A 13,310-nucleotide genomic window follows, 5' to 3' on the forward strand; every position below is an offset into this window, starting at 1 on the left:
GCCTTGTTTGTGGGCTTGCCCGTCTCGGCTACAACACAAATGTAACGGGGGAGTGTGTCCGTAATATGACCGGAATATGGAAAAATGACGGAATGCCGAAAACGCTTGCATTTTCCCCTGCCTTGTTCTACATTAGAGACAGGTAAAAGACCACGTAAATAGCGTGTAATCTTCTATCCACAAGTGAATAATCAAAAGGCAAAGGTGCCCTTGAACACGGCTTATTTTTTCGTGTTTAGGCACCTTTTTTTACTTTTGATCAGGGATGTTGTCTTGAAAGGAGTGACACGCATGGAAAAACCAATTCGAGCGACGCCGCTTGCGATCCGACTGATTCCCAATGTCGATCCTCAATTTGCGGAGAAGCTGAACCTGCCTTCCCATATTCGCAGTCTGGGTCTTTTGACCTCAACGATTGACGATGTGGGGTATACGGCCATTGATGAAGCGACCAAAAGTGCAGCGGTGGAAGTTGTGTATGCCAAGTCGTTTTATGCAGGCTCAGGCCATGCGTCTGGACCGTTGTCCGGGGAGTTCATCGGGATGATCGGAGGCGCGACGCCATCGGAGGTGCAGAGCGGACTGGATGCAGCCGTTGCATTTATGGAAAGCGGAGCATGCTTTTACTCTTTGAATGATGAAGGGACGCATGCGTATTACGCCCATGTTGTGTCGCGGACGGGCAGCTACTTGTCTCAAACCGCCGGAATTCGCGAAGGTGAGCCGCTTGCTTACTTGATCGCTCCGCCGCTGGAGGCCATGTATGGTATTGATGCCGCCCTCAAGGCTGCAGATGTACAAATGGTTCAATTTTTTGGTCCACCGACAGAAACGAACTTTGGGGGAGCACTACTCACTGGCAGCCAATCGGCCTGCACGGCAGCCGCCGATGCTTTTGCCGAGGCCGTAAGAAGTGTCGCCAAACAGCCTGTCAAACGATAATAGGGATTTTTCCTCTTGAAGGGGAGGTAATGTAAATGCGCGCTACAACATATTCACTCGGCATGATCGAGACGCTGGGCTTGCCTGCTCTCATCGCTGCCGCAGACGCTGCTGCCAAGGCGGCAGACGTCAAAGTTGTTTCTTATGAAGGAGCGGACGCAGGAATCGTCACTTTATACGTGATCGGGGATGTATCTTCGGTTATGGCAGCAGTAGATGCTGGCGCCGACGCAGCTCGACGTGTCGGAAGATTGCTGCACTCACACGTGATTCCACGTCCTGACGAAAATGTTCCAAGAATGATTAAAAACCTGCTAAAACCGGAAGTGAAAGAAGAGGTTAAGGCAGAGCCGGCTAAAGCGCCAGTGTCCGGATTGCAAGATCAATCCATCAATGACCTGCGCAAAATGGCGCGTTCGTATGCGGACTTCCCGCTGACAACGAACGAAATCAACATGGCGAAGAAAGAAGATCTCATTCGTCTGTTGGAAGAGAAACAAGGCGGAGGTGACAAAGCCTAATGACACTCGACGCTGATCTGTATTCCATACAAGAAGTGCGTACCTACCTCGCACAAGCGAAGGAAGCACAGGCCAAGTTCGCTACTTACAGCCAAGAGCAAGTTGACCGGATCATCGAAGCCATGTCCAAAGCGGGCGTGGAGCATGCGGATCGACTCGCAGCTATGGCTGTAGAAGAAACGGGCTTTGGTAACGTTCCAGACAAACGGATGAAAAATCTGTTTGCTGCGCAAGATGTGTACGCATCTGTAAAAGATGTAAAAACAGTTGGCATCATCCGTAAGGACGAAGAGAACAAAGTGTGGGAAGTGGCGCAGCCATTCGGAATTGTAGCTGGTATCGTACCTTCCACCAATCCGACGTCCACGGTTATCTATAAATCGATGGTCTCCCTCAAGGCGAGAAATGCGATTGTCTTCAGCCCGCATCCGTCGGCAGCCAAGTGTACGCTGGAAGCAGCGCGACTGATGGCGCAGGTGGCAGTAGCGGCTGGAGCACCAGAAGGCTTGATCCATTGCGTTACCAAGCCTACGCTTCCAGCGACAAACGAATTGATGAAGCACAAGCTGACCAATTTGATTCTCGCGACTGGCGGAACGCCGATGGTACGCGCAGCGTACAGCTCCGGTAAGCCTGCATACGGTGTGGGACCTGGTAACGTTCCAGTCTACGTCCACCACAGTGCAGACTTTGCTGCTGCTGCCAAGCGCATCGTGCAGAGCAAGACGTTTGACTATGGTACGATCTGCGCTTCTGAGCAAGCATTGGTAGTGGAAGAATCCATGAAGCACCAATTGATTGCTGCCCTGAAGCGTGAAGGCGCCTACTTCCTGAACGAGCAAGAGAAGGAAAAGGTAGCTGCCATCGTCACGATAAACGGCTCGCTGAACGCGAAGATCGTAGGCCGCTCTCCGCATGTGATCGCTCAAATGGCGGGTATTACCATCCCAGCTGATACGCGTGTCCTGGTTGCGGAGGAGAACAATGTAGGTAAAGCATATCCGATGTCCGTTGAAAAACTGGCTCCGGTCCTTGCTCTCTACACGGTTCAAGGCGACAGCGAAGCATTTGCCCGTTGCCGCGAATTGCTGGAGCATGGTGGTCTTGGACATACAGCGGGTATTCACGCCCAGGATGACAATGTCATCGCAGCGTATGGTCAAGCAATGCCAGCATCTAGAATTCCGGTAAATACGGGTACGACCTTCGGAGGAATTGGTGCAACGACTGGCGTACAACCAGCGTTCACACTTGGATGCGGTTCTTTAGGGGGCAACGTCACTTCCGATAACATCGGTGCGAAGCATATGTTCAACATCAAGCGTGTTGCGTTTGGCATCAAAGAAATGCCGCAATCAACGCCAGCACCAGCAGCTCCTGCGACACAAGCGGAAGAAGCTGTCCTACAGGCTGTCTCTTCTATGAACGTTGGCTTGAGCCGCGATGAGATCAAAAACATCATCAAATCCGTGTTAACAGAAATGACGACTTAGAGTCGTAAAACACTAAAATTTTGGAGATATAATTAAGGAGGAAATGAAAATGGCTGGAGAAATGTCCGCATTGGGAATGGTAGAAACAAAAGGTTTGGTAGGAGCAGTTGAAGCTGCTGACGCAATGGTAAAAGCAGCGAACGTAAAACTGATCGGTAAAGTACACGTAGGTGGCGGTCTCGTGACTGTTATGGTACGTGGTGACGTAGGTGCAGTAAAAGCTTCCACAGACGCAGGTGCCGCTGCTGCTGAAAAAGTAGGAGAGCTCGTATCTATTCACGTAATTCCACGCCCTCATGGAGACATTGAACTGATCCTGCCTAAACTCGAAGGATAATAAATCCCTATGGCAGTGATTACAGAAGCATCCTTGAGAGCGATGCATAAGTCAGGTATTCCAAACCCCTTTCTCGTTGAGAAAGGGGATAAAATAACACCAGCAGCGGCAGATTTCTTGAAAGGAAGAGGGATTCAAGTGAAACAAGTTGATCAGAACCAGCAGCCTTCCACCAATCAAGCTGCCGAGGCAGTGCGAGAAATTCCTTTGGGCGTATCTAACCGTCACATTCATTTGTCGCAAGCAGATGTCGAGAAGCTTTTCGGAGCCGGACATCAATTGACGCCAATGCGTGATTTGTCGCAACCGGGCCAGTTTGCCTGCCAAGAAACAGTCACCATCGTGGGACCAAAAGGCAGCATCCACGGGGTTCGCGTTTTGGGACCAGCTCGTGGCGCGACACAAGTGGAAATTTCCAGAACAGACGGTTTTGCAGTAGGTGTTCAGGCACCTGTGCGTATGTCTGGAGATATTGAAGGAACACCAGGTATGGTACTCGTTACGGCAAAAGGGACAGTCGTGATGGACAAAGGCGTAATCGTAGCGAAGAGCCACGTTCATATGTCTCCGGCAGATGCCGAGCAATATCAAGTGAAGGATGGCGATTCGCTGATTCTGGCGACGCAAAGCGATCGTCCTATCATCTATCCAGATGTAGTCGTTCGTGTACATCCGCAGTTTGCACTTGATTTCCACGTTGATACGGATGAAGGAAATGCCGCTAATTTGAAAACGGGCGACCGGGTAAAAGTGATCGGCAAGAACGGGCAATTTTACTCCGGCTAACGGAGGTTGAGCTTGATGGACATCAGAGAAATGGTGGCGTCGATTACAAAAGAAATTTTGCAGTCGATGAATACGGAAAAGCAAAGCACAGCGCCTCGTGTCCTGTACGTTTTTTGCGACAGCCAGGCTCATGAGGCGTTTCAGGATCATTTTATCCAACTGAAAAACCACGGGATCTGCCATGACATTCTCTTCCTGGACGGAGAAACCTCTTCTTGGTTGGGAATGCACAAGATCGAATGTGGGGGAGCAGGCAAAATTCTTACAGCAGATGAGTACGCTCCTGCTCCGTTGGAAGTGCCGAAAGATTATGTCGGTATCGTGATTCCTGAAATCGATTTGGATAATGCAGCGAGAATTGCTTCCGGTCTAAAAGGAACAATTAAAGCGGAAATCGTCTTTTCCGCATTGGTGACGGGTAAATTCGTCATCGCTGGTTCCGATGTGCCAGGGATCAAGCGCGCAGACCGTCGTACCCTGCAAACATTGACACTGACACCTGCTTATGAAAAGCTGTTCAACCGTCACGTTGAGGGCATGAAAGAGCTGGGTGTAGAGTTTGCAGAGCAACGCCGTCTGGCTGATCGCGTAGTTTCTAAGCTGAAGTCTCAGCTGCAAAAAGTGGAGACTACTACCAAGACAGAACAACCGACATTGACTCCATTGGATGAGCAAGAAGCCGTCTTTTCCGGGAAGCTGTTGACAGCGGATTGGATCAGATCTCAGCCTGAACTTCGCGATACGACTTTGATCGTGAAAAAAGGTGCAATTGTTTCTCCGCTTGCTTATGACAGCATGAGAGAACGCGGCATTACGGTCAGCTATTTAGGAAAAGGGTGATCGCATGTTTTTGGGAAAAGTGATCGGCAGCGTCTGGGCCACGCAAAAAGAAGCAGGTATGGAAAATCTCAAGCTCATGGTGGTTCAGCCGATTGATTGGCGTGGCGAAGAAGGCGGACAAACCGTTATCGCAGCGGACAGGATCGGTGCGGGAATCGGGGAGCAGGTTATCGTCTCTCGTGGGACGCCTGCCCGAATCCTTTTCTCCGGCACCAGTGTGCCGATCGATGCGATCATCGTAGGCATTGTGGATTCGTTTGAGGTGCCGGGTGCCGCAGGAAGAGAGGAATAGGAATGGAACAGGAACGTTCACGAGTCATCCAGGAATTCGTACCAGGGAAACAGGTCACGTTGGCTCATGTAATCGCAAACCCTGACCCAATGCTCTATACCAAGCTAGGTATCAATGAGGCTGGTGCGATCGGCATCTTGACTTTGACGCCTACCGAAACAGCCATTATTGCCGCGGATATTGCGACAAAGGCTGCTGGCGTCGAGCTTGGGTTTCTCGATCGTTTTACAGGTTCACTGATTGTCGTAGGAGATGTATCCGCTGTTGAAATGGCAGTCGAAGCGGTCAATCAGGTGCTGAGCGAAAAACTGCGGTTTACACCGGCCTTGGTGACGAAATCATGACCGGCCGTGTAATGATTATCGGTGCAATTGAAGCAGGAAAGTCTTCTCTGGTGCGGGCGCTGTTCAATGACGAACAGCCTGCCCGGAAGACTCAAGCGCTCGAATATCGGGACTGGGCGATCGACACTCCGGGTGAGTACAGCGAAAACCCGATGTTTTACCGCACGCTTATGGCTACCTCTCTTGAGGCGAAGGTCATTGTGATGGTGCAGGATGCTACGCGGGAACGCAATTATTTCCCTCCTGGCTTTTCGCAAGGGTTTCCGCAATCGTGCATCGGGGTCATTACCAAAATGGATCATCCTGATGCAAATGTGGAGAGAGCAGAACAATTCCTGCGTCAATCGCTCGGCAATGCGAGAATTTTCCGGACCTCCTCGCTCACCAGTGAGGGAGTATCAGAATTGCGAGCGTATTTGCAAGAAATTGTAAACGAGTAAGAGTGATTAACCAGTATTACACCCCTTTCCGCCGTAGCGTGTCTGTGAGAAAATGAGGTCATATCAACTCCTAGCAGGTGAAAAGAGGTTCACATGCAATCAATACGAGAAGTGTGCAAAGCGTCCACGACGTTGAGTGATGACGACATTCGGATTGTGGAGGATCTGGCTTCCAAGCTTCAGATTTTTGCTGATCTGTCTCAAGCGGACATGTTTATCGATTGTCCGACGGTAGATCGGAGCGCTGCGATGGTAGTCGCACAAGCTGCACCGAGTACGGCACGCTCTATGTACAGTGGATCGGTCGTAGGGCATTTGGCGACGGCGATTAATGAGCCGGCCGTTATGTATTGTCTGACTACAGGCAAGCCCGTCATCGGTTCACGTGGGGTTTCACAGGAGCAAGTCGTGATGCGACAAAGCGTCGTACCCATCACGAATGCAGCTGGAAAAACAATCGGGACCTTGATAACTGAACAAGATATATCCAAACAGGTGGAACAGGAAAAGAACGTTGAAATGCTCAAGGAAACAACGGAGCAATTAAGCGAGACGCTCATCCAGTTCGCTGTGCCTGATTTGCCCATTTCGTCGCTTTTGCACGAGGGCATGATTTTGTTTGATCAGAGTGGGGTTATCACGTACGCCAATGGCCGTGCCCACAAGCTGCTCTCCTTGATTGGTTTTGAACGGCCGGAAAAAGGCGAGAGCATCGAACGTATTTTTTCCTGGAGAGTTACCCCGGAGAATTTTGTACGCAACGGGGGTTATATTCAGGAGGAGCTGTCAAAAGGCAAACATTTTATCATGATGAAAGCGGTTTCGTCCGTCCGCAAACAAGACATCATTGGGGGATTCATTCTCCTGCGAGACATATCGGACATTCGGGAAAAAGAAAAGCAATTAATGATCAAATCCGCGGTGATCAAAGAGATTCACCACCGGGTCAAAAACAATTTGCAAACCATCTCTAGTCTGCTGCGCCTGCAAATGCGGCGTTCGCAGTCCAACGAGATTGAAAAGGTATACCGGGAAAGCATCAATCGCATCAACAGCATCGCCATTATTCACGAATACTTGGCACAGGATGGTCTGGAGCAGATTGACTTCAAAGAGATTTTAACCAAAATATCGAAAATAATCGTCTCTTCGATGAGACGTTCTGAGCAAGCTATACACGTTGTGGTGACGGGCGAGTCAGTGTATCTACCGTCCAACAAAGCAACATCATTTGCCTTAATCGTCACCGAGCTGATTCAAAATTGCATGATTCATGGTTTCCATGAGCAGCAAGAAGGGAAAATCTCTATTGCACTGGTTGCCAAGGAAGACTTCGTTAGTTTGTCTGTGACAGATGACGGAGTAGGCATCGAGGACATGGAGCAAATCCACAAAAAGGGCCATCTCGGCCTGAAAATTGTCGATACGCTGGTCAGGGAAGACCTCGAAGGCACCATGCATTTCCGCAACACTGGGAACGGAACAGAGGTTACCATACTCTATCCGATCCAAAAGGAGGATGAAGATGACACAGCCGAAGATTATGGTGGTTGATGACGAGCCGATAATTCGCATGGATTTGCGTGAGATGCTCGAAAATGAAGGGTATTTAGTGGTTGCCGAGGCGAAAAACGGAGAAGAGGCAGTCTCACTGGCCCATCGTCACAAGCCCGATCTGATTATCATGGATGTGAAAATGCCTGTCTTGAATGGAATCAAGGCAAGCAGTATCATTCGTTCCTTTTCAGACAGTTCCATTCTTCTCTTGACGGCTTATAGCCAAAAGGAACTCGTCCAGGATGCCAGAAAAGCGGGTGTGACGGCTTACTTGGTAAAGCCGGTGTCGGAGGATGACTTGATTCCCGCAGTAGAAATCGCACTCAGTCAAAAGGAAAAAGTCGTTTCACTGAAGAAGGATATAAATGATCTGAAGCAAAAGATCGAGGATCGCAAGGCAGTGGAAAAGGCAAAAGGAAAGCTGATGAGTGCCCTATCCTTGGAAGAGGATGCGGCATACAAATGGATGCAGCAAGTAAGCATGCAACGGCGCATGCCGCTTGTGAAGCTGGCAGAGGAAATTTTGTCGGGCGAGCAGGCCATTTTTATACAAGGTTAGTACTGACGTTATCATAAAAAGCAGTGACAAGTAGATACGAAGAGAGCAAAGGCGCTTGAATCAGACCGGAAGCAAGGATCCGGCTGTTCAAGCGTTTTTTCGTAAGGCCCGTCTGACACGCCAATGGTTCAAGGAGGTTCATATGGACGAACAATGGATCCAAAGCGTCGGGATCGATGTGGGAACAAGCACGACCAAAATGATCGTAAGCCGATTGCGATTGGGTCGCATGTCCAGCACGTTTTCGCTGCCGCGTTATCAGATCGTGGAGCGACAATTGCTGTATGCGAGTGAAGTACATTCCACACCGCTCATCGGATTTGATGAAATCGACGCTGACGGAATCGGATCGATTCTTGCAGCCGAGTACGACAAGGCACAAATCAGCTTGTCTCAAATCAAGTCCGGGGCGGTCATCATTACCGGAGAAACAGCCAGCAAAAAGAACGCACAGCATATCGTTCATCTGCTGGCTGAACGCTCCGGGGATTTCGTGGTAGCGACAGCAGGTGCTGACCTCGAGGGCGTGCTGGCGGGCAAGGGCGCTGGTGCAGAAAAACGCTCGCAAGCCATGCAAGGTGTGATCGTCAATGTCGATATTGGCGGAGGAACAGCGAATGCAGCCTACTTCCAACGTGGCCGAGCGATTGCGACGGTTACGTTCCACGTCGGAGGAAGGCTGATCCGTCTCAGTCCGCAAGGTGTCGTTCAATACGTGTCGCCGAACATTCAACAATGGCTGTCGGCAAAAGGACTGCATATTCAAGTCGGACAGGAAATCGGATTTGCGCAGCTCACAGAGGTTGCCGAACAGCTAGGACGCAGCATGCTCGATTATTTGACGGGCAAAGAGCGTCAAGTATCGGGCTTGCTCGTAGTGGGACCGCATTTGCGCGATTCCATCCCTGTTGCTGAATTGACTGTCTCAGGTGGTGTGGGTCTGCTCATGAGCGGACCTCCCGTCCAAAATATTTCGGATGCGAGCCGATATGGCGATTTTGGCCCACTGCTCGGATATGTACTCCAGCAGGAGCGCGAAAAAGGAACGTATCCGGTACAGTGGCTAGACCCGGATCAAACGGTACGGGCAACGGTAATTGGCGCGGGGATGCAGAGCACGGAGATTAGTGGTTCAACCGTGCATATCAAGCCGGAGCTGTTGCCGATCAAAAATATTCCGATTCTCAAGCTGGAGCTTACCGAGGAACAATTGGCAGATGCCACACGACTGCGACAGGAAGTGGCTTCGATCTACCAACTGGGTGAGCGTCTGTTTGAAAAAACGACAGGGATTCCTTTCGCACTCGCGATCTCCGGCATCGGGTACTGCTCGTACGCTCTGCTGCAGACGCTGTCCCAGGAGCTGTCGGAGCAATACCGGGCAACTTTCCCCGAGAGCCAAACCATGGTCGTAATCTGTGAAACAGATATGGCGAAAGCGCTCGGGCAGGCCTTGGCGCTGCGTTGCAAAGGGGCACCGGAAATCATTTGCATCGATCAGGTGCGTGTGGAATACGGCGATTACATCGATCTCGGTGAGCCGATCTCGGGAACAATCATTCCCGTCGTCGTCAAAACACTGGCGTTTGATGAAAGGCCGTAACGTAAGAAGGGGTGGACGTGATGAACACGAAAACGACTGTGCTTGGACAGACCTATCAATTTCGCGATTTGAAAGAGATTTTCGCGAAGGCAAATGAAGATAAATCAGGCGACCAGCTAGCTGGTATCGCCGCTGCTGATTCCCGGGAACGTGTAGCTGCCAAGCAGGTTTTGGCTGATCTGACATTGGCGGATATCCGCAACAATCCGATGGTTCCGGCAGAAGAAGACGAAGTATCGCGTGTGATCGAAGAAGGCATCAACGAAAAGATTTACAGCGAAATCAAAAACTGGAGTGTAGCTGAGCTGCGCGAGTACATCTTGAGCCATCAAGCTGGCGATAATGAACTCAAGCGAATCAGCCGCGGCTTGTCTAGTGAGATGATCGCAGCGACTGCCAAGCTCATGAGCAACCTGGACTTGATCACGGCTGCGTCCAAGATCAAAGTTGTGACGCATGCCAACACGGCAATCGGTCATAAGGGCGTATTGGCTTCTCGTGTACAGCCGAACCATCCATCCGATAACGTACAAGGAATCAAGGCATCCCTGTACGAAGGATTGAGCTACGGAATCGGCGATGCGGTAATCGGGATCAACCCGGTTATCGATACAGCCGACAGCGTGAAGGATATTTTGAACATGACCAAAGACGTGATGACCAAGTTTGATATCCCGACGCAAAACTGCGTATTGGCTCACGTTTCCACGCAAATGCGTGCCATCCGTAATGGGGCACCAGCAGACTTGATTTTCCAAAGTTTGGCGGGTAGTGAAAAAGGAAACAATGCATTTGGTATTGATGTAGCACTGTTGGATGAAGCAGATGAGCTGATGCGCAAACAAGGCACTTCCTACGGGCCGAACTTCTGGTATTTCGAGACAGGCCAAGGCTCTGAGCTGTCTGCCGAGGCGCATCACGGCATGGACCAGGTAACAATGGAAGCACGCTGCTACGGACTTGCTCGCAAGTACAATCCGTTTATCGTGAACACAGTAGTTGGCTTCATTGGACCTGAGTATTTGTACGACAGCCGTCAAGTGATCCGTGCTGGACTGGAAGACCATTACATGGGCAAAATGCACGGTTTGCCGATGGGCTGTGACGTATGCTACACGAACCACATGAAGGTCGATCAAAACGACATGGACAATCTCGGTATTTTGCTCTCGTCGGCAGGCGTTAACTTTGTCATCGGCGTAGCGATGGCTGACGACGTCATGCTCAACTATCAATCGACGAGCTTCCATGATATTGCGGCATTCCGTGAAGTAATGGGACTGCGCCCTGCTCCTGATTTTGAAAAATGGCTGGAGAAAATGGGCATCATGGAAAACGGTAGGCTGACTGCAAAAGCAGGCGATCCGACAATCTTCATGTAAGATCAGGAGGTGAAAGACGGATGGAACAACAATTAGATTTCTTGGTAGATAAAGTAGTAGCAGAACTGCAAAAGAAGCTGGGTGAGGCTACAGAACAAGCTCCGTCACCAAAAGCAGAGACGGGCTTGATTCAACTGAGATCGGAGTCAAAGGCAGAGCCGGTAGCGAATGCGACGACGGCGCAAGCTCCTGTAGTGAACGAGCAGCCTGCTCCATCAGCAGAACCAGAGAGAACCACACATGTACCGAATCCGAAGTACAAGGAAGGCTTGGATGAACTGCTGTCCAGCACGCCAGCGCGCATCGGAGTTTGGCGTACAGGTGTGAGACCTTTGACCAAAACGATGCTCGAATTGCGTCGCGACCATGCTGCGGCTGTAGATGCTGTATACGGTGAAGTCAGTCAAGCGGTACTCGATCAGTACTCCTTGTTCACAGTGGAAACACAGTATGACAACACCGAAAACTATCTAAAGCGTCCGGATATGGGACGTATCCTCACTGAGGAAGGCGTGCGCTTGCTGCAAGAGCGCGGCCAAAAGAAGCCACAGGTACAAATCGTCGTTTCAGACGGCTTGAGTGCTGCTGCGGTGGATGCAAACCTGAAAGACGTACTTCCATCTCTGATGGACTCTCTGAAAAGCTACGGACTGACCTGCGGCACTCCGTTTTTTATCAAGGGCGGACGCGTAGCCAGCATGGATCACGTCGGCGAGATCTTGGAGCCAGAAGTATTGGTGCTCCTGATCGGAGAACGTCCAGGATTGGTTACAGCACATTCCATGAGTGCGTACATGTGCTACCGTCCACGCAAAGGTATGGTAGAATCAGAGCGTACAGTGATCTCGAATATTCATCGTCAAGGTACTTCTCCGGTTGAGGCGGGTGCCCACATTGGGACCATTCTCTCCAAAATGCTGGAGCAAAAAGCAAGTGGTGTGAAACTAGTCTTGTAACATGACGAGGAGGATTCAGCATGACATTTCGTAGAAAAAAAGTAGCCGTCATCGGTAGTGGTTTTACAGGAGCGACAACTGCGTTCATCATGGCGCAAAAAGAGCTGGCTGACATCGTTTTGGTCGATATCCCTCAATTGGAAAACCCAACGAAGGGTAAAGCACTCGACATGATGGAAGCTTCCCCAGTTCTCGGCTTCGATGCTAGCATTACAGGTACTTCTGACTACAAAGACATCGAAGGCTCCGATATCGTAATCATTACAGCAGGGATTGCCCGCAAGCCAGGCATGTCCCGCGACGACTTGGTAGCAACGAATGCAGCCATCATGCGCTCGGTTGCTGAGCAAGTGAAAACATATGCACCAAACTCCATCGTACTCATCCTGTCCAACCCGGTAGATGCGATGACCTATACATTCTACAAAACGTCCGGCTTCCCGAAACACCGCGTTATCGGTCAATCCGGCGTACTGGATACAGCTCGCTTCCGTACGTTCGTAGCGATGGAACTGAATGTATCCGTAAATGACGTAACAGGCTTCGTATTGGGCGGTCACGGTGACGACATGGTACCACTCTTGCGTTACTCCTACGCAGGTGGCATCCCACTCGAAAAATTGATCCCACAAGATCGTCTAGATGCTATCGTAGAGCGTACACGCAAAGGCGGCGGCGAAATCGTAGCTCTCTTGGGTAACGGTTCCGCTTACTATGCACCTGCGGCAGCTCTGGTAGAAATGGCAGAAGCGATCTTGAAAGACCAGAAGCGCATCCTGCCATCCATCGCTTTACTCCAAGGCGAGTATGGCTACAACGATATCTACCTGGGTGTACCAACTCTCTTGGGTGGAAACGGTATCGAGCAAGTCATCGAGCTGGATCTGACTGCTGCTGAGAAAGCAGCATTGGATAAATCCGCAGATTCCGTTCGTGCGGTTATGAAAGTAGCTATGCCATAAGCACGGATTTAAAATGAAAGCTTCGCCAGATATCTTGGCGGAGCTTTTTTTACAATGTGGTTATAGTAGCTGTAGTGGTGGGGAAGAAGCGGATTTCCAGTCTACGCTTCGGCCTACGCCCTGCTGAGGGCAGGTACTGTTCGCTCCGAAATAAATAGCGGGAGCGCTTCAAAAGTAGAGTTTCGAGGATGTATTCGCAGAGGTTGAAGCTGAAAACCCCCGCTATTTATTTCGGAGCTGGGTAGGGCTCCAGAGGCGCTAGGACTGGAAATCCGCTTCTTCCTACGAGGCTGTAT

The 13,310-nt window shown here is 50.4% G+C and carries 15 protein-coding genes; all 15 read left to right on the forward strand.

The genetic code is table 11. The features are described from left to right. The first annotated feature begins 291 nt into the window (after positions 1-291). The 15 genes from eutL (at position 292) to mdh (ending at position 13,014) form a co-directional block, all read left to right on the forward strand. On the forward strand, positions 292-942 hold the full coding sequence (gene eutL, locus ACFVS2_RS24535) for an ethanolamine utilization microcompartment protein EutL (RefSeq protein WP_106839572.1): 651 nt from the start codon (positions 292-294) through the stop codon (positions 940-942). Between the two features lie 35 nt (positions 943-977). Continuing rightward, positions 978-1,463, forward strand: a complete 486-nt coding sequence (locus ACFVS2_RS24540; protein WP_106839573.1) for a BMC domain-containing protein — start codon at positions 978-980, stop codon at positions 1,461-1,463. Continuing rightward, on the forward strand, positions 1,463-2,956 hold the full coding sequence (locus tag ACFVS2_RS24545; RefSeq protein ID WP_173619839.1) for an acetaldehyde dehydrogenase (acetylating): 1,494 nt from the start codon (positions 1,463-1,465) through the stop codon (positions 2,954-2,956). The genes ACFVS2_RS24540 and ACFVS2_RS24545 overlap by 1 nt, the downstream gene beginning before the upstream one ends. 49 nt (positions 2,957-3,005) lie before the next feature. Continuing rightward, positions 3,006-3,293 (forward strand): ethanolamine utilization microcompartment protein EutM, encoded by a 288-nt coding sequence (gene eutM, locus ACFVS2_RS24550; protein WP_007720104.1) that lies wholly within the window; start codon positions 3,006-3,008, stop codon positions 3,291-3,293. A gap of 9 nt (positions 3,294-3,302) precedes the next feature. Next, a complete protein-coding gene (gene pduL / locus ACFVS2_RS24555) occupies positions 3,303-4,079 on the forward strand; it encodes a phosphate propanoyltransferase (RefSeq protein WP_173619838.1) in 777 nt (258 codons plus the stop codon). Between the two features lie 15 nt (positions 4,080-4,094). Then, positions 4,095-4,919, forward strand: a complete 825-nt coding sequence (locus tag ACFVS2_RS24560) for a hypothetical protein (RefSeq protein ID WP_390238565.1) — start codon at positions 4,095-4,097, stop codon at positions 4,917-4,919. Positions 4,920-4,923: 4 nt separating this feature from the next. Then, entirely contained in the window at positions 4,924-5,211 is a 288-nt protein-coding gene (locus tag ACFVS2_RS24565; protein WP_007720099.1) for a EutN/CcmL family microcompartment protein, read from the forward strand. A gap of 2 nt (positions 5,212-5,213) precedes the next feature. Next, entirely contained in the window at positions 5,214-5,555 is a 342-nt protein-coding gene (gene eutS / locus ACFVS2_RS24570; RefSeq protein WP_007720097.1) for an ethanolamine utilization microcompartment protein EutS, read from the forward strand. Further along, positions 5,552-5,995, forward strand: coding sequence for a EutP/PduV family microcompartment system protein (locus ACFVS2_RS24575; protein WP_173619836.1), 444 nt, complete (start codon positions 5,552-5,554; stop codon positions 5,993-5,995). Before eutS ends, ACFVS2_RS24575 begins: the two co-directional genes overlap by 4 nt. A gap of 93 nt (positions 5,996-6,088) precedes the next feature. Further along, positions 6,089-7,549 (forward strand): sensor histidine kinase, encoded by a 1,461-nt coding sequence (locus ACFVS2_RS24580; RefSeq protein WP_173619835.1) that lies wholly within the window; start codon positions 6,089-6,091, stop codon positions 7,547-7,549. Beyond that, entirely contained in the window at positions 7,515-8,111 is a 597-nt protein-coding gene (locus tag ACFVS2_RS24585; RefSeq protein ID WP_452101556.1) for an ANTAR domain-containing response regulator, read from the forward strand. The genes ACFVS2_RS24580 and ACFVS2_RS24585 overlap by 35 nt, the downstream gene beginning before the upstream one ends. A 142-nt stretch (positions 8,112-8,253) precedes the next feature. Further along, positions 8,254-9,714, forward strand: a complete 1,461-nt coding sequence (locus ACFVS2_RS24590; RefSeq protein ID WP_173619833.1) for an ethanolamine ammonia-lyase reactivating factor EutA — start codon at positions 8,254-8,256, stop codon at positions 9,712-9,714. A gap of 20 nt (positions 9,715-9,734) precedes the next feature. After that, positions 9,735-11,096, forward strand: coding sequence for an ethanolamine ammonia-lyase subunit EutB (locus ACFVS2_RS24595; RefSeq protein WP_007720091.1), 1,362 nt, complete (start codon positions 9,735-9,737; stop codon positions 11,094-11,096). 20 nt (positions 11,097-11,116) lie between these two features. Beyond that, positions 11,117-12,052 carry an ethanolamine ammonia-lyase subunit EutC gene (eutC, locus tag ACFVS2_RS24600; protein WP_390238571.1) on the forward strand — a complete coding sequence of 312 codons (936 nt, stop codon included), beginning with the start codon at positions 11,117-11,119 and terminating at the stop codon, positions 12,050-12,052. Between the two features lie 20 nt (positions 12,053-12,072). Beyond that, entirely contained in the window at positions 12,073-13,014 is a 942-nt protein-coding gene (gene mdh, locus ACFVS2_RS24605; RefSeq protein ID WP_015893779.1) for a malate dehydrogenase, read from the forward strand. Positions 13,015-13,310: the final 296 nt, after the last annotated feature.

Origin of the sequence: Brevibacillus sp. NPDC058079, assembly GCF_042885155.1 — a bacterium.
In the GTDB taxonomy this organism is placed as follows: Bacteria; Bacillota; Bacilli; order Brevibacillales; family Brevibacillaceae; genus Brevibacillus.